Below are 21,661 nucleotides of genomic sequence, written 5' to 3' on the forward strand. Positions count from 1 at the left end.
TGCGCTCTTATCCTGGTAGTGGGAGTACCTGGTACCAGGCAACGCGCTGTGCTGAACTGGGAGCATGACCACCGCTGTCGAAGTACGCCTCCGCCGCGGCGAGCTCGGTGCGTTCCTGCGCAGCCGCCGCGCCCGCATCACGCCGGAGCAGGTCGGCCTGCCCCTCGGCGGCCGCCGTCGTACGCCTGGCCTGCGCCGCGAAGAGGTCGCGCAGCTCGCCGGCGTCGGGGTCACCTGGTACACGTGGCTGGAGCAGGGCCGCGACATCAACGCGTCAGAGCAGGTGCTCGGCGCGATTTCGCGGACGCTGCGGCTCGACCCGCACGAGCACTCCCACCTGTTCACCCTCGCCGGCGCGCCCGAACCGCCGGCCGCCGAAGAGTGCAACGCCATCACGCCCTCGATGCGCAAGATGATGACCCAGCTCGAGCCTTTCCCCGTCGCGGTCCGCAACGCGCGCTGTGACCTGCTCGGCTACAACCGCGCGTACGCGTGGCTCATGGGCGGCGTCGACTCCATCCCGTTCGAAGACCGCAACACGCTGGTCCAGTGCCTGCTCAACCCGGACTGGCGCAAGCGGATGCTCGACTGGGAGCAGAACGTCCCGCGCGTGGTCGCGTCGTTCCGCGCGGCGATGGCCGAGCACGTGGCCGAACCGTCGTGGAAGTCGCTGGTCAAGCGGCTGAAGGCCGAGTCGCCGTTGTTCGAGCAGCTGTGGAATCGCCACGACGTGAACCCGGAGCCGATCCGCACCAAGTGCTACGACCACCCCGAGGTCGGGCTGCTGAAGTTCAACTTCACCTACCTGTACTCGGGTCGCCGCTCCGAGATCACGGTGTCCACCTACACGCCGGCCGACGAGCAGACCGCCGCGAAGCTGCCGAGCTCGTTCGACTAGAAGCGGACCAGCACCCGTCCGTCGTTGTCGTTGTCGGTTTCCACGCGGCGGTAGAGCTTCTTGAGGTGCGGCTGGTTCAGCGTGGCGAGAACGCGCTTTTTCAGCTTGCCGGAGCCTTTTCCGGTGATGATTTCGACGACCTTGATCTTTTCCCGGGCCGCGCGGAAGATCGCGGTTCGCACAGCCGCGTCGATGTCGCGGTCACTCCGGAAGATCGGGTGCAGGTCGACGGTCAGCATCTCCGGCATGTCAGCTCCTTGGGACGTCGTACGGCACCAAACGTAGCCGGAGTGCCGCTTCCGGACGGACGCGCGGGCGCCGTGTGAGCGGTAGTTTTCTGCACCATGCAGGACTGGTGGCGGGCGCGGAACCCGTGGTTCGGACGCGTGTTCCGGACCTTCGTGGTGCTCGTGTTCACGCTCGGCGCCACGAGCGCGGCCGGCCGCTGGCAGCCGGGCGCCCACCCGCTGAGCGCCGCGGGCGCCGCGTGGCTGGTCGCGACCGTGCTGACGCTGCTGGTCGTCCACCGCTACCCGCTGCCGGTTTTCGTGGTCACGGCCGCGTCGGCGTATGCGTTCTACGCCTCGCCCGAGCCCGGCGGACCGATCATCCTGGTGCCGACGATCGCGTTGTTCATGCTCACCCGGCGCAGTGGCCCGGTGGTCGCGGGCTGGACCGGCGCCGGCGTGCTCGTCGCCGGGTACGCGGCCCACGTGATCACCACGCGGTCGTTCGCGATCGCCCCCTCGGCCGGGGTGTTCGTGGTGTGGCTGGCGGCGGTGATCGGCATCGGCACCGCCGTGCGCTACCAGTTCGCGGCCCTGGCGGCGCGGCGCGAGCAGGCCGTGGAGCACCGCCACCGCCTGGCCGAGCAGGAGCGGCTGCAGATCGCGCGCGAGGTGCACGACGTCGTGGCCCACAGCCTCGCGATGATCAACGTGCAGGCCGGCGTCGCCGCCCACGTCGCCGACCGGCGGCCCGAGCAGGCGAAAGAGGCACTGCTGAACATCAAGGCGGCCAGCGCGTCGGCGCTCAACGACCTGCGTGCGACGCTCGCCGTGCTGCGTTCGGGTGAGGACAAGGCGCCCGCGCCGAGCCTGTCGCAGCTGGGTGAGCTGCTCGACCACGCGCGGTCCGCCGGCCTCGAAGTGCGGCTGCACGGCGACGCGGGCGACGTGCCCGCGCCCGTGGCCGGCGCGGCCTACCGGATCCTGCAGGAGTCGCTCACCAACGTCGTCCGCCACGCCGACGGCGCGCAGCACGTGGACGTCCACCTCGACCGGCGCCCGGGGAGCCTCACGCTCACCGTCCGCGACGACGGCCGCGCCACCACCGCGCCCACACCCGGCCACGGCCTGCGCGGCATGAACGAACGCGCGGCCGCTCTCGGTGGCACGGTGCGGGCCGGCCTGGTCAGTGCCACCGGGGGCGGCTTCGAAGTCCGGGCCGAGCTGCCCGTGAAGGGGGAACAAGCAAGGGGGCGAGAGCAATGACGATCACCGTGGTGCTGGCCGACGACCAGGCCCTGGTCCGCGCGGGGTTCCGCGTGCTGCTGGAGACCGAAGACGGCTTCGACGTCGTCGGCGAGGCGGGCGACGGCGCGCAAGCCGTGGCGCTCGCGGCCGAGCACAAACCGGACATCGTGGTGATGGACGTCCGCATGCCCGGCACCGACGGCCTCGAAGCCACCCGCCGCATCACCGCCGACCCGGCGCTGGCCGGCGTGAAGGTGCTGGTCCTGACCACCTTCGATGTCGACGAGTACGTCTATGAGGCCCTGCGCTCGGGCGCGAGCGGCTTCCTGCTCAAGGACACCGAGCCGGTGGAGCTGCTGCGCGCGCTGCGTGTGGTCGCCGCGGGCGAGGCGCTGCTGGCCCCGACGGTGACGCGCCGGCTGATCTCGGAGTTCGTCGGCCGCCCCGAGCACCGCCGCATCGACACGGCCGCGGTCAAGGCGATCACCGACCGCGAACGCGAGGTCCTCGGCCTCGTCGCCGGCGGCCTGTCCAACGACGAGATCGCCGCCCACCTGGTCATCTCCACCGCCACGGCCCGCACCCACGTCAGCCGCATCATGACGAAGATCGGCGCCCGCGACCGCGCGCAACTGGTGGTCCTGGCGTACGAATCGGGCCTCGTCACCCCTCGGCGGCACTAGCCCGGCAACTAGCCCGAAGGTGTGAGTTACGCCGTGTCGGTGAACGTCGTCCCACGTTCGGACGCCTTACCAGCAGAGCATCGCCTCACTCAGCGATGTGTTCGGCGGAAGGAGCTCCCATGGCGTGGGAGATCGTCGTGGTCGCCGCGCTGGCCGTGATCTTCCTGGTCAGACTGGTGCTGCAGCTCAAGCGGGGGTGACGGGCGCCGCCGCGGCGTGCTGTGCCGGGCGCGAGGCTCGGCGGTGCGGTCGGAGCCCGACTCCTGCGCGAGCGGGGGCCGGGGCTGCGGTTGGGGCTGCGGACGCCGAGGCGGGACAGTCCGCGTGATCACCGTCTTCTCCGCGTCGGTCGGCGGCGGGGGCTTCGGAGCACGCTGTGGCGGAGTCGGCGGCGGCTTGAGCACGCCCTTGGTCGGCGGGGGCGGCAAACTGCCGTTCAACGAGCCGGAGACGGAACCCGCCGGCGCGTCACCCGCCAGGTGCCGAGGCCGGTCCACCTTCGGGATCTCGATCGTGATCTCGCTGGTGACCTGGATCGGCGCCGGCTTCTCACGCCGGTACGAGAGCTTGCGCGCCAGCGCGTGGCTCGGCCGCTCCACGAACCGGTAGCTCACCTCGACCACGCCGAACACCGCAGGGATCACGATCAGCAACGCGATCGGCAGCGGCACCGCCGGGCGCAGCAGCTGCAGCAGCACGAACGAGACCAGCATGTGCAGCAGGTAGATCGAGTAACTGCGCTCGGACACGATGGTCCAGAACTTCCGCTGCTTGAGCTTCGGCTCCGCCATCAGGCCCAGCATGAACAGCGCCACGGCGAACGCCATCGACAGGTTGTAGGCCGTGTCCACACGGCCGACGTTGATGATGTCGCCGAGCACGTACAGACTCCACGCCAGACCACCGAACACGCCACCGGCCCACACCGGAATCTTTTTCGACGTGGTGGCCCAGATGACCTGGCCGATGACCATGATCGGCAGGTAGGACACGTTCACCGCGAACAGGAAGTACCCGGCGGTGAGCTGCCTGCCGCTCAGCATCACCACGAAGATGAACGTGATCTCGACAGCGATGGCCAGCCACACCCACCGGCGCAGCACCGGGAGCAAGAGCAGCAGGATGAAGTAGAACAGGACCTCGACGATCATCGTCCACGCCACCGGCACCAGGACGACCTGCGGGTTGATCAGGTAGTTGACCAGCAGGGAGTTGGTGAGCACGGTCAGCGGCGTCAGCTCCTGCGACTGTCCCGGCGTCGCGGGCGGATGCAGGTGTACCAAGATCAGCAGCGCGGTCAGCAGCACGACGAACACCATCGGCGCGTACACCCGGATCAGCCGGTTCACGGCGAACCGCCTGCTGCCCTGCCGCATCGCGATCGGGGTGACCACGAAACCGCTGACCAGGAAGAAGAACGGCACCGCGATCTCCCCGATGCCCTGTGTCGACATGTGCATCGGGTTGCTGGTGAGCGCCTCGATGAAGTCGATGTACGGCGCGTGCTCGCCCTTGGCCTTCACCCAAGGATGCGCGATGTGGCTGTAGAAGACCAGCAGCGCACCGAGCCCGCGACCGATGTCGATGAAGACGATCCGGGTCTTCTTCGCCGGTTCGGAGGGCGTGACTTCGGCCAACGCCCACCCCCAACTGGTCGAACCGACTTAGTCCGTAAGGAGTGTAACGAAGAAACACCGAGTGGTTTCCACGGATGGAAATTACCCAGCCAAGGCGGGGTCGGGTCGGAGCCACAGCGTCACGAAGTCCTTTTCGTTACGCCGCGCGATGCGAATCAGCTCCCGGTCACCCTGTGGGTAGGTGACCGGCCCTTCGTCGCCGACCTCGATCGGCTGGTAGCCCAGCTCGCGGTAGCGGGCGAGCACCGCGTGCGGATCGTCCCCGAGTTCCTCGATGGCGCTCGGGCAGAACTCGCACACGATGTGGGGGCGGTCGCGGCGCAGCACCTCGTCCAGCCCGGCCAGCGCCCGGTGATCGCGGCCCTGCAGGTCGACCTTGATCAGGGTGATCTGCTGCTCGCTGACCTCGGGCACCTCGCCGAGCCGGACCGCGGGCACCTCGATACCCGGCCCGTCCTCGCTGACCCGGTTGTCGCCGCTGTTGTCGGCTTCCGGATGGGTGAGCCGCACGGTGCCGGCGTGGTCCCAGGCGGCCACCGGCAGCACCGTGGTCAGCTCGACCGCGGCGGCGGGCAGGTTCACCTCGAGGTTGCGGCGCAGGTACTGGGCGTTGAGGGGGTCGGCCTCGACGGCGATCACGCGGCTGACGTCCGGACAGGACCGCATCAGTCGCAGCGTGTGGTAACCGACGTGCGCGCCGATATCGAGGATGGCGCCGGGATGCCGGGTCACCAACTCGCACATGAGCTCGGCCTCGCTGTTCTCCCAGGACCGGTGGAACCGGATCCACGGGAGCATGACCTCGTCGACCGGCATCAGCAGCGCGCCCACGTCGCTGACCACGACCTCGGCGTCGCGCGGGACCGGAACGTGCGCGAGCCGGGCGGCGTCGCGCAGTGCGCCCAGGTCGACGGCAACGCGCTGGATTGCCTCTTCGTCCTGGTCGAGCCGTTGGTCGCGGGCCGAGAAGTCGGCGTGCACGTTCGCCGTGACCGACTCCAGCTCGCCGGTGAAGCTCTCCGACATTTTGCTGACGTCGGCCTCGATGTTGCGCACCGCTAGATCGAGGCTCGGCGTTTGGTCGCGCAGCTCCTCGGCGAAAGTCTCCAGCGCCCGCAGCCGGCCCTCGACCGAGGTCTTGAGGGTGTCCAGCTTGTCGTCGAAACGGCGGCTCAGCTCCGCGGCACGCTGCGCGTCGTCGAGGCGCGCCTCCACGGACTCCAGCCGGGCCAGCAACCTGCTGGCGGTCTCCTCCGTGGCGTCGCGGAGCTCGCCCATGACCCGGCGTTGATGCACGTCGTAGTGGTCGATGGCACGCAGCACGGCCTTGCGCATCGCGGGCGCGAGCGGCGTCCTCGAAGGCGCGGCCGGCTCCGGCCGCCAGTGCAGCGCCTCGGCGGCCTTGCGCACCGGGGTCAGCGGGTGCTCCGGCTCCTGCGGCCGGTACGCCTGGCGCGAACGCCAGATTTCGTAGGCGCCGCCCAGTTCGCGGCGCATCCACTCGGCGGCGGCCGCCATGGACCGCGTGCGCAGCACCTGCTGGCGCGCCTTCCGGCCGCGCCGCTCGGCCTCGTCCGGATCGTCGGCGACCTCGCGCATGGCGGCCGCGGCCGCCTCGATGTCCGGATCCGCCCAGAGGGTGTCGCGCTCGTACGGGTCGTTGCCCTTGCCCACCGGGACCAGCCGGTAGGGCACCGGCCAGCCGGTGGTCGAGTCGAGGAACTCGGTGGTGCTGGAGTAGTCCGTCGAGATGACGGGCATGGCACGCGCCATCGCCTCGGCCACGGTCAGCCCGAAGCCCTCGCCCCGGTGCAGCGACACGTAGCACGTGCTGCGGTCGTAGAGGTCGTTCAGTTCGGCCACCGACAGGTAACGCTCGATCAGCTCGATCCTCGGATCGCCCGCTGCCGCCGCGCGCAGCCGCTCCGCCTCGAACGGGCGCTGCTTGGCGTTGATCGTCTTGATGGTCAGCCGCACGTCGTCGCGGCCGGGGAAGGCCTGCTGGAACGCCTTGATCGTGCCCCACGGGTTCTTGCGCTGCGCGATGCTGTTGAAGTCGAACGCGAACAGGAACCGGACCGGCTCACCGGGCTCGCGGGCGGGGCGGGAGGGTTCACCGGGATCGCGCACCGGAACCGGCACGGTCTTGACCGGGATCGGCGAGTGCTTGGCGATCGCGGTGCGGCAGAAGTCGCTGACCGTCCACACCTCGTCGACCAGCCCGAACGCCTCGTGCATCGAGGCGGGGAAATCCTCCGTCTCCCACGCCCACAGGCCGATCCGGTAGCGGTCGTGCCCGACCTCGGGATGCGTGCCGAGCAGCACCCTCGTCTGGTCGGCGTTGACGGCGAGCACGCTCACCGGGAACCGCGGGTCACCGAGGCTCTCCGGTTGATCGAGACCGGTGCGGTTCAGGATGCGTTCCTCGACGACCGACGCGATCTGCACCCCGGCGGTCTCGATCGCCTCGTGCACGATCCGGCCCATCTCGCCGACGCCCAGCTCGGCGGTCAGATAGCCGAGCAGGTTGACGCCGAACTCGTCCACCGGCGCGCGGGCGGCCACCGGATGGCTGGGCAGCGCCCACTCGGCGAGTTCGCCCTCGTTGATGCCGGAGGTCACGCACCACGCGCGGAACTTCTCGGCGTCTTCACCAGTCGGATGCGGGAAGGCGATTCGAAGATCGACACGGGAATCCCAGACGGCGAGCGCCGCCCGATTCAGCCCGGACGCGGCTTGCGCCGAGTCCTCCGCGCCGGCCAGCCACTCGCGCAGGGCGCGGCCACCGTCTTCGCCGTAGGCGTGCGGTGGGAGGCGCTTGTTCTTGCGCTCGGCCTTGATCCAGGCCTCGCGGAACACGCGCCGGGCCAGCCGGGGCAGCGGCGTGCCGTCCCCGAAACCGGCGAAACCGTAGGGCACCGCTTCCAGCGTCTCGGCGTAACCCGCTTCGCGCAGCGCCGCGCCGTAGGCGTCGCACAGCTCGCGCAGTTCGGGGTTGGCCGAGAGCAGCACGCGCGGTTCGCGTGCGCAGTAGTAGGTCAGCAGCCACGGCGTCTCCGGCCGGTAACCACTGAAGTGGAAGAACCGCAGTTTCGCCCCGCCCGCGGTCAGCTCGCCGTTGTCGTCGCGTTCGACCGGGCGGTCGTGCAGGTTCCAGTACGCGACGTTGAAACCGGGGTCCACGAGCACGTGGTGGCCGAAGAGCGCGGGCACGTTGTCCACCCAGCGCTGGTCGGTGAACAGCTGCTGCTCCGGCGCCACGATCGCGTCGTGCCGCAGCCGCTGCGCCCAGAAATCGAGGAAGTCGCCGGAACCGGGACCGACCCCGATGAAGCCGAGGTTGAAGATCCCGGCGCCCATGATGACGGCCTCGTCGGGCTCCATCCCGTCGCGCGGCAGTGGGGACAGCACGTGCGGGGTGAGCACGATGCCGTGCTCCATCGCGAGCTCCGCGATCTCCGGCATCGGCGCGAAGACCCTGATGTCCGGATCGAGGTAGATCGCTACGTCGTACTCGCGGCGCAACTCGCGCAGCAGATAGGGCTTCACCGAGGTGGCCAGCTCGGTCACCGAGTAGGCCGTGGCCATGCGCAGGTAGTCGTCCCGGTCGATGCCGAACGCGTCCTGCCCGACGACCCGGTACCCGTCGCGCTCGTCCTCGTGGCCGTCGATGACCGCGATGACGAAGTCGTTTTCGGGGTGCTGCGCCAGGTAGGACCTGGCCAGGACACGGGCCGCGGGCAGGTAGTTGCGCGCGACGATCGTGCACGCGGTGACTGTGCGCGCGTCACCCATTGCTCGGGAGCACCTTCAGCTGAGCAGCGAGGATCGTGTCGAAGTTCGTCCTCGCGGTCTGCAGGCTCCCCGGAGCGGTCACCTCGATCCGGACCACCACGTTGCCGTGCGAGTAGTGGCCACGGATCTGCGCGGGGGAGCTGTCCTTCGCGTCGACCGAGGTGACGAACACGCCGTCCGGGGCGTCGGTGACGCGGGTGGCGTCGTTGCGGATTTGCGTGGCCAGCAGCTTGCTCGCTGCGTCCTGCGCCGCGGCCGGGCTGCTCACCTTGGTCAGCATGAGGATCGCCCGGGCCCCGCCGCCGAGGTCGTGCACCACGAACTTCACGTCGCCGGCCTGCGCGGCCTCGTACGTCGACAGCTCGTCGGAGGTGAGGTAGTTCAGCGCCGGGATCTGCGTGAAGTTCTTGATGGTGTCGTACTTCTCCGCGGCGCCCGGAATGTCGGCGACCGCCATCCCGTCCGGCGGCTTCGGCGCGCTGGAGGGCGCCTGCTGCGTCGGCTGGGCGGTGGGCTGCTCGTTGCCGCCGCCGCTGTCGCGGCCCCAGAGCCAGTAGGCGCCGAACGCGATCGCGGCCAGCACGACCACGGCGCCGACGATCGCGCCGACCTTCTTGCCGTTGCCCGACTTGGGCTTCTCGGCGAAGAACTCGGGACCCTGGCGGAAGGAGTCATTGCCCGTCGGGCCGAGCGGCGGCAGGTCGCCACCGCCCCACGGCGGGCTCTGGTCGCCCTCGGGCGCGTTCCACGGCTGCTGCTGCGGGAAGCCGCCGGCGGGGGACGCGGGCTGCTGGAACCCGCCGGGCGGGGAGTACTGCGCCTGCGGCGGCTGCTGCGACGGCTGCACGTACTCGGTGCGTGCGGGGTCGGCCTGCTGCATCTGCCAGGACTGCACGGCCTGGGTGCGCTCGGCGCTCGGGTCACCGGCGGGCTGCTGCGGCGCCTGCTGCTGGACCGGCGGCTGCTGCTGCGGGGCCGGCTGCTGCTGGGGCATGCCCTGCGGCGGGCTGACCGGCGTGATGATCTGCGTCGAGTCCGCGCTCGGGGCGGCCTGCTGCGCGGCCGGCTGGTCCTGCTGGCCGACGGCCGAGGACAGCACCTGGTCGCGCCGGATCCGGTAGTCGTCCGCGGACAGCCGCCCTGACGCGAGCTCCTCGTCCAGCCGCCGCAGCTCCTCCTGCCAGGACACCAGGGCCCCCCTTATCTGTCGGCATGGCGACGATCAGTGCGCCACCGCGACCCGATGTGTGTGACGACGTGGACATTGTGCACGGCTGTGACCCCGCGCGACGCCGCGGGTCGCCTTCCGTGGCCGGGGCTCGCGTCAGCGGGCGGGCAGGGCCGCCGCGACCTTCGTGCGGATCTGTTCGATCCGCGACCGGAGCACCACCGCGTCGTCCGTGAGCGGCTGCGACACGCCGATGCCGATCGCCACCGGACCGGAGGTGTACCAGAACGCGAGGACGCGTCCGGCCGGGCTGCTGCCGGAGTACAGCAGGTCCGTCGGCGCGGGTCCCAGCGGTGTGCTGTCGAAGCCGCCCGCGGTGAGGTTCTGCTGCAGCCCCTTCACGAGCTGCGCGGCCTGCGCGGGCGACGGCGTCGGCACGGCGAGCAGGATCGTGCCGTTGTCGGTGTGCGTGGTGTCGGCGTATGCGTGGTAGACGAGCTCGGTCGCGGTGGCCGTCTTCATCAGGTCCGCGTCGGCCTGCGACACGACCTTCAGCTGCACGGCCTTGTCCAGCGACATCGTCGAGTTGTCGGGGTTCGGCGTGCCGGCCAGGGCCGGCAGCTTGTCCTCCAGCGACGCCGACGGGTCCTGGCCGCCGGTGGCCGAGGGGACCGGCGGCGGCGAGACGCTGTCGGCGCTGTCGCTCTGGTCCGGCCGGTTGCCGATGTACCAGATTCCGCCGACGACCAGCGCCAGCACGACCAGCACTCCCAGCGACAGGAACAGCCACGTCGGCTTCTTCTTCCGCGGCGGCGCTTCCTCCCAGAGGCGGCGCAGCTCGGGCGTCTGCCGGCGGCCCAGGTCACCCGTGTCGCCGGTGACGGGCAGGTAGCCGGTCGGGTTCGTGTCGGCCGGGCTCGGCGCGGTCGCGAACGACGGCTCGCCGTCCTTCGGGCTCCACCGCGGCTTCCGGGTCAGCGACGACCGGGGCGGCCGCTGCGGCTTGGCCTTCTTCTTGTCCTGCTTCTCCGGCTGGGGCTCGGGCTGCGGCTCCGCGGGCACGGGCTCAGTGACCTGCTGCTGGACGGGGTGCCAGACCGGCTGGGGCTGGGGTTGCTGCTGCTGGATCGCCGGGTTGGCGCTGGCCCACGTGTTCGCCGGGCCCGGGGTGCCCGGCGCGGTCGGCATGGCCGGCGTGGTCGGCGCCCAGTCTTGCTGGGGCTGGTTCCACGCCACCGGCTGGGCGCTCCACGTCCCCGCGGCCGCGCTAGGCTCCGTGACCTGGGCGGGCACCTCACCCGCGCCCGCTCGCAGCGGCGACGCCACCGGCGAGGCCGCACCCCCGCCCGACGCCTCGGCGAGCAGCTCCTCGCGCTTGTGCCGGTGCTCGGCGTGCCCGATCCGGCCCGCGGCCAGGTCGGAGTCCAGCCGCCGAAGCTCTTCCTGCCAGCTCATCGCCATCCTCTGCCACTGGTCGGGGCCGTAGTTTTTCATGCACCCGGACCTGCGGGGGTACCGGTTTGTCGACTCGTGATCGATTCGTCGGCGAGATCATTCCGCGCCAGTCGCGTGGCGTCCAGGGTCCAGGGCCGTCCGTAGGATCGGTGTATGTCCTCGAACCGCGGTGAGGTGCCCGCCGACACCGCGACAGCGCGTTGGGAACGGCTCGGCGAGACGCTGGGCGCCATGGTGCGCGGTGAGACACCGGTCGGCGCCGCCAGCCGCAGCGTGCGCGAACAGTCGGAGCGGCTCGGGTCGCCCGCAGCCTTGCGTGACCTCCAGCGGTGGATCGCGATGCTCGACTCCTGGATCCCCACCGACGTCACGCCCGTCAGCTTCTGCGAGGACCAGATCCTGCAGCAGGCCCGCGAACTCCTCGCCGGAAACTGGCCACCCGTCACCCGTTGAGCGGCAAAAACTGTCGTACACATGTTCTAAAATTGGCCGTGTCCAGGGGAGATGCCGCTCGCGCAGCGTTCACAGTGGGTGCGGCGGGGGCGGCATCGGCGAAGAGTTCGGACCGGAAGGCGGCTGTCCCATGGCCTACATCACCCTGCCCACGTTCGTCGGCTACAGCGCGAGCACGGGTCCCACGCGGTCGTCGTTCGTGCGGCGCCAGCGGCGGCTGTACGAGGACCCGGCGCGGGCGGCGTTCAACTACTACCGGCGGGCGGCCAACGCGGTGCGGGCCGGACGCGCGGCACGGCAGGACGAGGTGGCGATGCGTTCGCTGGTCCACCACGCCGACGACCGCACGCGCCCGCACTACGCGGCCATCGCCGAGGGTTGGCTGCGCTACCTGGGCCGGCGTGACCCGAAGCTGATCGAGGTCGGGCGGGCGCGCGTGCCGCTCGGGGAGCTGGAGGTGGGCCTGAGCCCGCAGCTCGGCCTGCGCAAGAGCAACGGTCAGCGCTACGCGACCTGGCTCTACTTCAAGGAGGAACCGCTCACGCGTGACGCCGCCCAGCTCGCGCTGTGGCTGCTCGTGCAGGGCATGTCCGACATCCTGCCGGGCGGCGAGGCGCTGGTCGTCGACGTGCGGCGCGCGAAGGAGTTCACGCTCACGGCGCGCGATCGCGAACGGCTGCGGCCGTGGGCGTTCAGCGAGGCGTCGGCCTTCATGACCCTGTGGGAAGCTGCGTGATGTGACGGTCGGTGACCGGGCGTTCCGGCTGCGCTCGGTCACCGATCCCCCAGGCCACAGGCCCGCGACGCACCCACTCGGGTGACGCATTTGGCACTGGGCGGCCGTGGACTGGACAATCTCGCCCCCGGACACGAAGCTTTCGACAGTTTTGAGCCGGCCGATGACTTCGAGGTCGATAAGTGAACGCAGCAGCCTGGGAACCGCTCTCCAGAGTGGCCGACGAGCCCGCTTGGTACTGGGTCTACAACAAGCTCGGCTTCTGGCCGAGCACCTTCGCGCACGACTGGCCCGGCTTCCGCGAGCCCACGCCGTCCCGTACGTGGGACCTGTCGGCGGGTGACTTCGACCGCGCGTCGGCGGAGTTCCGGCTCGGGCCGTACGCGGTGGAGGAACCCGACGTCGCGCGGATCGTGCTGGCGGCGCTGAAGGAGATCGTGCGCGAGGACGAGTGGCTGTGGGTGCTGCACTGGCAGCACCAGTCGTTCAAGTTCTGGCCGCACCGCATGCCCGAGGGCGCGGCGTGGCCGGTGCCCGTGTTCCCGCGCGGCGACTACCACCTGTTCCTCGCCGAGGACTTCAGCTTCGGCACCCTCGGGCACCCGTGGGAGCGCACGCTGTGCGCGTTCGGCGACCGGCTGCTGCCCGCCGTGGAGAAGCACGGCGAGGGCGTGCTGACGAAGGTCCTGCGCCGCGACGGCCGCCCCAGCGCCCTGGCGCGCTGACCGCCCGTCCCGCCTGGGGAACCGCCCGTCGCGGCGGGCCGACCGGCGCATCGGCGCAGCTTGTGGCGCTGCTACCGTTCGCGACGTGTACGAATACCACGGCTGGGTGACCATCGCGGCGACCACGAGCGGCGACGACGACGCTGCTCTGCTGGAGCGCCTGGTCGATCGCGTTCACCGAGCCGTGCGTGACGCCGGCACGCTGGATCTCGTCGACCTCCGCTGGAGCGCGGGCATGCCGATGCTGCACCTCGGCGGCCTCGACAAGCACGGCGGGGCGATCGCGCCCGAGCTGCTGGAGACGTTCACCCGCGTCGGCGAGCTGGCGCCGGGTTCGTACGGGCTGCTGCACGTCTGGGACGACCAGGATCCCGATCACGACAACGAGTTCCGCGTGTTCCGCATGGCGCGCGGCCTCGTGTCCGAGTTCCGCGACGAGCACCTCACGCCGGTCGCCCCGACCGTGCTGGACGTCTACGAGCTGTAGAACAGCGCGGTAGCCGAAACGGCACGAACGGCCCCTTCGCGCTTGTGGCACGAAGGGGCCGTTCGCTTCATCTGCCCCGCGGGAGGGCGTTCTGGGTGGGACGCCGTCAGTGGTGGTGGTTCGGCGTCTGCGGGCGGCTGCCCGGCTCCTGGCGCGGCGGCTTCTGGTCCGTGCCCGGGAACACCGGGGCGGGCAGGTTCGCGGCCTCGTAGCGCGACAGCGTGAGCGGGCCCGAGGTGTCGGGCAGCGTCGGCGGCTGCGCCTTGTGGTCGTTGAAGCGGAAGGCCGAGGTCATGTCACCGAAGGTCTTGCGGCGCCAGTCGGAGATGTTCGTCTCGCGCACACCGGTGACCTGCTCGAGGAACTGCAGCGTCGACGTGTGGTCGAACGGCTCGCTGCACACCCAGCCGCCCGCGGTCCAGGGCGAGATGATGATCGCCGGCACGCGGTAGCCCGCGCCGACCGAAAGGCCGTTGCCCTTGGTACCGCCCGGCGAGGTCTTGGTGACGAACTCGTGCGGGGTGCCGGTGGGCGGCATCGGCGGGACGACGTGGTCGAACAGGCCGTCGTTCTCGTCGTAGTTGAGGATGAACACGGTCTTGGCCCACACGTCCGGGTTGGACGCGATGGCGTCGATCTTCGAGGCGACGAACGCCGCGCCCTCGGCGGGCGTGTAGTTCGGGTGCTCCGAAGCCGTGGAGGTGCAGATGATCCACGAGACGGTGGGCAGCTTGTCGTTGCGCGCGTCGTACTCGAACTGGCCCTCGGGGCGGTGGGTGAGGCCGTTGACGGCGAGCGGCGAGTCGGCCGGCGCGTTCTTGAAGTTGGCGAAGTTCTCGAGCATGTTGCAGCCGTAGGTGTCGCTTTGCTCGTAGACCTTCCAGCTCACGCCCGCGGCCTGGAGGCGCTCCGCGTACGTGGTCCAGGTGTAGCCGCCGGCGGGGGCGTTGTTGTCGAGGATCGGACCGCCGTTCTCGCCATCGGGGTCGATGGTGCCGGTCATCCACATCATGCGGTTCGGCCACGTCGGGCCGAGCACCGAGCAGAAGTAGCTGTCGCACACGGTGAACGACTCGGCGAGCGCGAACTGGAACGGCAGGTCGGCGCGCGTGTGGTAGCCCATCACGTACGGGCCGTTCTTGCCGTCGGCCTTGCGGTGGGCCGGGAGCCAGCTGTCCATCTTGCCGCCGTTGAGGGCGTCGTGCTGGACCTGCCAGGCGTGGGAGGTCGACGGGATCTTCTGGGCGTTGGTGGCGTGCGTGTCGAGGTGGAACGGCAGCGCGTAGCCGGCGGGGTTCTCGGCGTCGGGCTGGTAGAACACGGACTTGCCGTTCGGCAGCTTCGTGGCGTGCGGGTCGCCGAACCCGCGCACGCCGCGCATGGTGCCGAAGTAGTGGTCGAACGACCGGTTTTCCTGCATCAGCAGCACGACGTGCTCGATGTCCTTGATCGAGCCGTGCTTGGGCGCTCCCTGGGCGAGGGCCTTCTGCACGCTGGGCGGAAGCAGCGTGGCCGCGGCAGCGGCGGCAGCGGCCCCGGCGGTGGATCCGAGAAGACGGCGACGAGTCAGTTCGGTCATGGCTGACACCCTGCAGCCACTCCGTCACCCAAAAAGGTGGTTATCTCGGAACGAGCGACTAACACATGATGAAAACAACTGCCGAACCACCCAACAACCCCGAACCACCCCGTTCCCGCTGGTACACGCATTACGCCACCCGGGTGATTGCCTGCGGGGCCAGTGCTGTCTTGCCTTCCGCTGGTGCTCGGCTAACCGTCTGCTTGCCTTCTGGGCTTCGTTCGGCTGCCGTCGGGTCACTGTCGGGTCACCTGCGTGGGTGGTTTGCGGGGTGCCGCTGGACGCACCCCGAGCATCGATTGTCACCGTGTGAGGGCTGCGGATCGAGGTGCAGGGAGGGGGCTGGGTGGTCTCGCCGCTGCGTTGCCGGCCTGCGGTTGGTGAGATGGCAGCTGCCGCCGGTTGGGAGGTTGGTCAGGCGCCGTGCTCGGCTTGAGTGTCTGCGTCGCCGGTCGCCGCGCCCGCCCAGGCAGACACAGTCACCCGCACTTCAGCAACGCAGCTGTTTCGCCACTCAGCTGGGCCGCGCGCACCGGTCACCCCGCAACTCACCCCGGGCGCTCGTCTCACCATTGAACTCACCCGCGCAGCGCATCTCACCCGCACTCAACAACGCAGCTGTCTCACCACGAGCACTGCGCCCCGCGCAGTAGCTCCCCACCTCAACCATGCAGGAACGGTCACCGATGGCACCGTGGGGGTCCGGGGGCTCGGCCCCCGGGAGATATGGCGAGGGCCACCCGGCTCGCGCTTTCGGCGAGCAGAGTGGCCCCTGGACCGAGCGGATGACGGGATTCGAACCCGCGACCCTCACCTTGGCAAGGTGATGCGCTACCAGCTGCGCTACATCCGCGTTGACCGCTTGTTGCTCGGTGTTGTCGTAACTCTATACCGAGGGATGGGAGCCACTTTCGGGGGGTGCACCTTGGCGCGGCGCGGCCTGTGACGTGCTTCGACTCGGTGCTTCGTTGTCACATCGGGCGTACAAGGGGTGACGACGGGCTTTTCGCTCCGTATGGTGTCCCCATTCGACCGAGTGGTGAGTCCTTCGGGGGAGGAGGTGCCTTGCCGGATGACCGAGCTGGGCACGGCGCCGCCACCAGCGGCCTCGGAATCCGACGAGCAGGCACTTCTTCAGCGGCTCCGCAACGGGGAAGACGCCGCGTTCGGGGAGCTGTTCGAGCTCCACGCAGCGGCCGTGCGCAGATTGGCGCAGAGCCTCGCGTCGGACAGTTCCGAGGCCGAGGACATCACGGCCGAGACGTTCTTCCGGGTCCTGCAGGCGCTGCGGCGCGGCGCGGGCCCGCGTGACTACGTCCGCGCGTACCTGCTGACCGTCGCCCGCCGGGTGTCGTGGGAGTGGCACGGCGCGCGCCGCGACGTGCCGGTGACCGACGACGAGCTGACGTTCCGTGCGGGCGCGGGCGCGGACACCAACGCGCGCACCGCCGAGCACACGCTGATCACCACGGCGTTCACGAGCTTGCCGGAGCGTTGGCGCACGGTGTTGTGGCAGACCGAGGTCGAGGGTGAGCAACCCGCCATGGTCGCGCCGCACTTCGGGCTTTCGGCCAATGCGACGGCGGCGCTCGCCCGTCGCGCGCGTCAAGGTCTGAGGGCGGCCTACCTCCAGGCACACCTTTCGGTGAACCGCGGGCCGGGGACGTGCCGCTCGGTCGTCGAGAAGATGGGCGGCTTCACCGCGGGCAGCGTCACGGGCGCCGAGGCCGAGCGGATCAAGGCGCACCTGCTGGGGTGCGCGTCGTGCCGCGCGACGCAGGACGAGCTGCGCGACGTCTGTTCCTCGCTGCGTGCGCACGCCGAGGTGATCGTGGTCGCGGTGCCCGCGGTGGTGGGCATCGGCAAGGCAGCCGGTGCGACGGGGGTCGTCACCACGGTGAAGAGCGTGCTGTTCGGCTCGAAGGTGAAGGTCGGGCTCGCGCTCGCGTCGACGGCCGCGGCGGGCGTCGCCGGGTTCACGACCGGTCCGCTTGTGTTCGGTACGCACCCGGTGCAGGACGTCGGTCTCCAGGGTGGCGCGCCGGAGCTGGCGTTGCAGCCGCCCGCGCTGCCGGCTCAGCAGCCGCCTCCGCAGGTGCAGCACGGCCCGCGCGTGGCGACCGGCCGGTTGCACGGGGCCGCGCGCCCGCAGCACCCGGCGGTCCACACCGTCGGGTCGCAGCTGGGCACCAACGACGTGCCGAAGCTCCCGGGCGGGCCCGCTGCCGGAGCCGGCGCCGGGCAGCCGTCCGACGGTTCGCCCCGCGACGACCTCCCCGGCGGCAGCCAGTCGCACTCGCCGATGTCGAGCCAGAACTCCACGGACACCACCGAGTCCACGGACTCCCGCGCCGACACCGATCCGGACCTGACGTCGGGCAACCCGTGCGACGACCCGACGATCGACGGCCCGTACAGCACCACGCGGACCTCGTACCCGCCGTCGTTCGTGCCGCCGCCGGCGTTCACGTACGTGCCCCCGCCGGAGACCTACCTCCCGCCGACGGTCACGACCACGCCGACGCCGGGTGACACCGTCCCGGAGAAGCCCGGATCGTCCGCGAAGTCCGCTCCGACCAAGTCCACGCAGTCCGAGACCCGGTCCGAGACGGACACCGCTTCCCAGGACTCGGGAGACGTGACCCCCTCGGATGTCACCGGTTCGGCCGATTCCGATTCACCGGCGGCTCCCTGAGCAGCGAAAACCGGGCAAACCTCACGCCACGCTCCGTGACCACCTCGCGCTGACGGGCGCCGTCACGGTAGCGTTGACCGACTCGAGCGTCGCCCGGGAGGCAACAGGATGAACCGGCTGGTGCGCGGCGAAGACGGCCGCGACTGGGTGGTCCGAGCCCAGATGGAGTGGCGTGCGCCCGCCACCGCGGACGATTTCGAACACGACGTGGCCGGCAGCTACACGCCGGGCATCGCCATGCTCCTGGTCACCGCGTTCCTGGCCGTGGTGCTCGTGATCTGGACGCCGGACCAGGTGCGCGTGCCGGCGTGGGTGTTCCTCGCGATCCTGCTGGTGCTGCTGTTCTTCCCGTTGCGCTGGATCCTGAGGCGGCCGTGGACGGTCGTGGCCGAGACCGAGGGCGACGTGACGGGCGACCGGCCGTCGGAGCGCTGGGTCGGCACGATCCGGGGCATGTTCACGGTGTCGGGCGAGGTCAAGCGGATCACGAAGACGATCCAGAAGCACTCGCTGCCCGACTTCGACGGTCCTCTGCACCCGGTCGAATAGACCTGGCCGATTCGGGCATCACGAGCAAGACTGGTGTCATGCCCGAGCTGCCCGAGGTCGAAGCACTCGCCCACCACCTGCGCGAACACGCCGTGGGCGCCACGGTGTTCCGGCTCGACGTCGCCTCGCTCAGCGTCCTGAAGACGGCCGTGCCGCCCTACGCCGAGCTGCACGGCCGCGAAATCACCGGCGCCACCCGCCACGGCAAGCACCTCGACGTGGTCCTCGGCGACCTGCACCTCGTCGTGCACCTGGCGCGCGCCGGCTGGCTGCGCTGGTCCGACCAGCTCTCGCCGACGCCGTTGAAGCCGGGCAAGGGGCCGATCTCGCTGCGCGTGCACCTCAACGCGGCGGCCGGCCCGGGCTTCGACCTCACCGAGGCCGGCACGAAGAAGGGCCTCGCCGTCTGGATCGTCCACGACCCGAGCGAGATCCCGAGCGTCGCGCGCCTGGGGCCGGACGCCCTGTCGCTCGACGCTTCGCAGCTGCGCGAGCTCTTCGCCGGCAAGGGCACGCGGCTCAAGTGGGCGCTCACCGACCAGTCGCTCATCGCCGGCATCGGCAACGCCTACTCCGACGAGATCATGCACAAGGCCAAGCTCTCCCCGTACGCCACCGTCGGCAAGCTCGACGAGGGCGCGCTGGAGACGCTGGCCGCCGCCATCCACGACATCGAGTCCGACGCCGTGCAGCGCTCCGTCGGCCAGAAGGCCGCGATGCTCAAGGGCGAGAAGCGCTCGGGCCTGCGCGTGCACGCCCGTACCGGCCTGCCCTGCCCGGTCTGCGGCGACACCATCCGCGAGATCTCGTTCGCCGACAAGTCGTTCCAGTACTGCCCCACCTGCCAGACGGGCGGCAAACCCCTGGCCGACCGCCGGATGTCGCGCCTGCTCAAGTAACGCCGGGCCCGGGCTCCGCGAACCTCCGCACGACGGGTCCGTTCGTGCCGTGAGAGCGCTGGGCCGAACGGGAAAAACCAGCCCGACGACCGTTGCAGGGAGTGACCATGCGGCGCTGGCACGCCGCTCGGTAGGGTTCAGCCACCCTCGGTCGTCACAACTGGACAGAAAGTGGGGAGCAAGCCTTGCACCCGGTCGGTCGAGCGCAGAGCATGGACGTCGTGTCCGCCTTCCCCCTCGCGCAGGTCGTCCCGTGGACGCTGGCCGGTGTGCTCGCGGTCATCGTCCTCGTGCTGCTCTTCAAGGTGCGCCGGCCCAAAGGCGTGATCCAGGACGCCGTGCTGCAGGCCGTGCACCGGATGTCGAAGGCCACGCCGAACCTGCGCGCCGGGCTCGACGAGGAGGCCGCCAACCGGATGACGGCCGAGCTGCTCGAAGTGCTCGACTGCCTCGCCGTGGGGATCACCGACAGTGAGGGCACGCTGCTGTCCTGGGCCGGCGAGGCCACCGACCACTACCTCGACCTCGTCGACGACATCGGCACCGCGCTGCGCAAGCACCGCCGCGCCGTCGCCGACCACAACAGGATGCCGTGCAACCACCGCGGCACCTGCAAGATGAAGACCGCCGCGATCGTGCCGATCCTGGTCGAGGGCACGGCGGAGGCCACGCTGATCGTCGTCGGGCGCACGCGCGGCAAGCTCGTGCAGATGGCGGAGGCCGTGGCGCAGTTCGTGTGCACGCAGTTCGAACTGGCTCGGCTGGAAGAGTCGCGCAACCAGCTGAACCAGGCCGAGATCAAGGCCCTGCGCGCGCAGATCTCGCCACACTTCGTCTACAACGCGCTGAACACGATCTCGGCGCTGATCCGCACGGACCCCGAAGAAGCGCGCGAGCTGCTTCAGGACTTCGCCGACTTCACGCGCTACTCGTTCCGCACCTCCGGCATGTACACCACGCTCGCCGAAGAACTGCGCAACATCGACCGCTACCTCACGATCGAGAACGCGCGCTTCGGCGGCCGCCTCGAGGTGCGCATGAAGATCGCGCCCGAGGTGCTGAGTGTGGTCGTGCCATTCCTGATCATCCAGCCGCTGGTGGAGAACGCCGTGAAGCACGGCCTGGCCAGCAAGCCCAGCGGCGGCTGCGTCACGGTGATCGCGCAGGACTACGGCACCGAGGCCCTGATCAGCGTCGAGGACGACGGCATCGGCATGGACCCGCGCGCGCTCACCGACCTGAAGAACGCGCACCGCACCGGCGCCCACGTCGGCCTCGGCAACATCAACCAGCGCATGCGCCAGGTGTTCGGCGAGGACTACGCGCTCACCGTCGACACCGCGCCCGGCGCGGGCATGAAGGTGACGCTGCGCGTGCCGAAGTTCAAGCTCGGTGTGCGCCCGAACATGCCCGACTACTCGGCCGACGTGCCGCCCCAGGGCGGTCCCGAGGACGACGAGGTCGAGCACAACGGTGTGAACGGATCGCGTTCGGGAATGCTGCCCGCCCACTGACATGGCTAGCCTGGCCGCATGAGCGTTACCGAGAAGCTGACGTCCCGCCTGCCCGTGCTCGGCGACCGCGTCGAGCGCAAGGACGTGGTCGCGGTGGTGAAGCTGCACGGCGTGATCACGCCGTCGCCTTCGCCGCTGGCGCGCGGCTCGATCAACCTGGCGGCCGTCGAGTCGGCGCTGACCAGGGCGTTCGGTCACGACCGGCTCAAGGCGGTGGCGCTGCTGATCAACTCGCCGGGTGGCGCGCCGACGCAGTCGGGCCTGGTCGCGGAGCGCATCCGCCAGCTGGCCGACGAGAAGAAGGTGCCCGTGCTGGCCTTCGCCGAGGACGTCGCCGCGTCCGGCGGCTACTGGCTCGCGTGCGCGGCCGACGAGATCTTCGCCCACCGCACGTCGATGGTCGGGTCCATCGGCGTGATCAGCGGCGGCTTCGGGTTCACGGGCCTGCTGGAGCGCTTCGGCATCGAGCGCCGGCTGCACACGGCGGGCGCGAACAAGTCGCGGCTCGACCCGTTCAGCCCGGAGAAGCCCGAGGACGTCGAGTGGCTGAAGAGGATGCACAGCCAGCTCCACGAGCTGTTCGTCGACTGGGTCAAGGAGCGCCGCGGCAGCCGGCTCGCCGACACCGAGGATCTGTTCACCGGCGACGTCTGGCTCGGGCAGAAGGCGCTCGACCTCGGCTTGATCGACGGCCTCGGCTCGCTGCGCCAGATCGTCACCGAGCGGTACCCGGACGCGGAGATCTCCGTGGCCGAGCCGAAGAAGCCGTTGCTCGCGCGGCTCGGCATCGGCGCGCCCGCGGCGGCGAGCGCGGTGCTCGACGCGGTGACCACCAAGGCCGCGTGGGCCCGCTTCGGTTTGTGACCTCCGGACACCCGTGCGCGTCCGGTACTCGCCCGGTTGGCCGCACCGT

The 21,661-nt window shown here is 70.3% G+C and carries 18 protein-coding genes and 1 tRNA gene; 12 read left to right on the plus strand and 7 right to left on the minus strand.

Annotated features, from left to right (window positions below):
- Positions 1-64: 64 nt before the first annotated feature.
- Entirely contained in the window at positions 65-898 is an 834-nt protein-coding gene (locus AB0K15_RS00600) for a helix-turn-helix transcriptional regulator (RefSeq protein WP_364043673.1), read from the plus strand.
- Here the strand turns inward: AB0K15_RS00600 and AB0K15_RS00605 are convergent.
- Positions 895-1,146 (minus strand): Smr/MutS family protein, encoded by a 252-nt coding sequence (locus tag AB0K15_RS00605; RefSeq protein WP_364043676.1) that lies wholly within the window; start codon positions 1,144-1,146, stop codon positions 895-897. The two genes, AB0K15_RS00600 and AB0K15_RS00605, sit on opposite strands and share 4 nt — an antisense overlap.
- A 96-nt stretch (positions 1,147-1,242) precedes the next feature.
- Between AB0K15_RS00605 and AB0K15_RS00610 the strand changes: the two genes are divergently transcribed.
- Positions 1,243-2,391 (plus strand): sensor histidine kinase, encoded by a 1,149-nt coding sequence (locus AB0K15_RS00610; RefSeq protein WP_364043679.1) that lies wholly within the window; start codon positions 1,243-1,245, stop codon positions 2,389-2,391.
- On the plus strand, positions 2,388-3,056 hold the full coding sequence (locus AB0K15_RS00615) for a response regulator transcription factor (RefSeq protein ID WP_364043682.1): 669 nt from the start codon (positions 2,388-2,390) through the stop codon (positions 3,054-3,056). The genes AB0K15_RS00610 and AB0K15_RS00615 overlap by 4 nt, the downstream gene beginning before the upstream one ends.
- Positions 3,057-3,145: 89 nt before the next feature.
- Here the strand turns inward: AB0K15_RS00615 and AB0K15_RS00620 are convergent, their stop codons facing one another.
- From AB0K15_RS00620 to AB0K15_RS00635, 4 genes are all read right to left on the minus strand, one after another.
- Positions 3,146-4,693 carry an acyltransferase gene (locus AB0K15_RS00620; RefSeq protein WP_364043685.1) on the minus strand — a complete coding sequence of 516 codons (1,548 nt, stop codon included), beginning with the start codon at positions 4,691-4,693 and terminating at the stop codon, positions 3,146-3,148.
- 81 nt (positions 4,694-4,774) lie between these two features.
- A complete protein-coding gene (locus AB0K15_RS00625; RefSeq protein WP_364043688.1) occupies positions 4,775-8,488 on the minus strand; it encodes an FkbM family methyltransferase in 3,714 nt (1,237 codons plus the stop codon).
- Positions 8,481-9,677 (minus strand): hypothetical protein, encoded by a 1,197-nt coding sequence (locus tag AB0K15_RS00630; RefSeq protein ID WP_364043691.1) that lies wholly within the window; start codon positions 9,675-9,677, stop codon positions 8,481-8,483. Before AB0K15_RS00630 ends, AB0K15_RS00625 begins: the two co-directional genes overlap by 8 nt.
- A gap of 135 nt (positions 9,678-9,812) precedes the next feature.
- A complete protein-coding gene (locus tag AB0K15_RS00635; protein WP_364043694.1) occupies positions 9,813-11,150 on the minus strand; it encodes a hypothetical protein in 1,338 nt (445 codons plus the stop codon).
- 114 nt (positions 11,151-11,264) lie between these two features.
- On the opposite strand from AB0K15_RS00635, the gene AB0K15_RS00640 reads away from it, so the two are divergent.
- The 4 genes from AB0K15_RS00640 to AB0K15_RS00655 all read left to right on the plus strand — a co-directional run bounded on the left by AB0K15_RS00640 (position 11,265) and on the right by AB0K15_RS00655 (position 13,512).
- Positions 11,265-11,564: a hypothetical protein gene (locus AB0K15_RS00640; RefSeq protein ID WP_364043697.1), complete on the plus strand. Its 300-nt coding sequence runs from the start codon at positions 11,265-11,267 to the stop codon at positions 11,562-11,564.
- A gap of 130 nt (positions 11,565-11,694) precedes the next feature.
- Positions 11,695-12,300 carry a hypothetical protein gene (locus tag AB0K15_RS00645; protein ID WP_364043700.1) on the plus strand — a complete coding sequence of 202 codons (606 nt, stop codon included), beginning with the start codon at positions 11,695-11,697 and terminating at the stop codon, positions 12,298-12,300.
- Positions 12,301-12,482: 182 nt separating this feature from the next.
- A complete protein-coding gene (locus tag AB0K15_RS00650) occupies positions 12,483-13,025 on the plus strand; it encodes a DUF2716 domain-containing protein (protein ID WP_364043703.1) in 543 nt (180 codons plus the stop codon).
- Positions 13,026-13,110: 85 nt separating this feature from the next.
- Positions 13,111-13,512 carry an immunity 7 family protein gene (locus AB0K15_RS00655; RefSeq protein WP_360598681.1) on the plus strand — a complete coding sequence of 134 codons (402 nt, stop codon included), beginning with the start codon at positions 13,111-13,113 and terminating at the stop codon, positions 13,510-13,512.
- A 106-nt stretch (positions 13,513-13,618) separates the two neighbouring features.
- Here AB0K15_RS00655 and AB0K15_RS00660 read toward each other — a convergent pair whose 3' ends face one another.
- Both AB0K15_RS00660 and AB0K15_RS00665 read right to left on the minus strand, forming a co-directional pair.
- Positions 13,619-15,091, minus strand: a complete 1,473-nt coding sequence (locus tag AB0K15_RS00660; RefSeq protein ID WP_364043706.1) for a phosphocholine-specific phospholipase C — start codon at positions 15,089-15,091, stop codon at positions 13,619-13,621.
- A gap of 780 nt (positions 15,092-15,871) precedes the next feature.
- Positions 15,872-15,944 (minus strand) — tRNA-Gly (locus tag AB0K15_RS00665).
- 219 nt (positions 15,945-16,163) lie between these two features.
- Here AB0K15_RS00665 and AB0K15_RS00670 point away from each other — a divergent pair.
- The 5 genes from AB0K15_RS00670 (at position 16,164) to AB0K15_RS00690 (ending at position 21,612) form a co-directional block, all read left to right on the plus strand.
- Entirely contained in the window at positions 16,164-17,786 is a 1,623-nt protein-coding gene (locus tag AB0K15_RS00670; protein ID WP_364043709.1) for a sigma-70 family RNA polymerase sigma factor, read from the plus strand.
- 108 nt (positions 17,787-17,894) lie between these two features.
- Entirely contained in the window at positions 17,895-18,335 is a 441-nt protein-coding gene (locus AB0K15_RS00675) for a DUF983 domain-containing protein (RefSeq protein ID WP_360598683.1), read from the plus strand.
- Between the two features lie 38 nt (positions 18,336-18,373).
- Positions 18,374-19,234, plus strand: a complete 861-nt coding sequence (locus tag AB0K15_RS00680; protein ID WP_364043712.1) for a DNA-formamidopyrimidine glycosylase family protein — start codon at positions 18,374-18,376, stop codon at positions 19,232-19,234.
- A gap of 212 nt (positions 19,235-19,446) precedes the next feature.
- Positions 19,447-20,748, plus strand: a complete 1,302-nt coding sequence (locus tag AB0K15_RS00685) for a histidine kinase (RefSeq protein ID WP_364043715.1) — start codon at positions 19,447-19,449, stop codon at positions 20,746-20,748.
- Between the two features lie 18 nt (positions 20,749-20,766).
- Positions 20,767-21,612 (plus strand): S49 family peptidase, encoded by an 846-nt coding sequence (locus AB0K15_RS00690; RefSeq protein ID WP_364043719.1) that lies wholly within the window; start codon positions 20,767-20,769, stop codon positions 21,610-21,612.
- The last annotated feature ends 49 nt before the right edge of the window (positions 21,613-21,661 follow it).

Source organism: Amycolatopsis sp. NPDC049253, assembly GCF_040678995.1.
Classification (GTDB): domain Bacteria; phylum Actinomycetota; class Actinomycetes; order Mycobacteriales; family Pseudonocardiaceae; genus Amycolatopsis.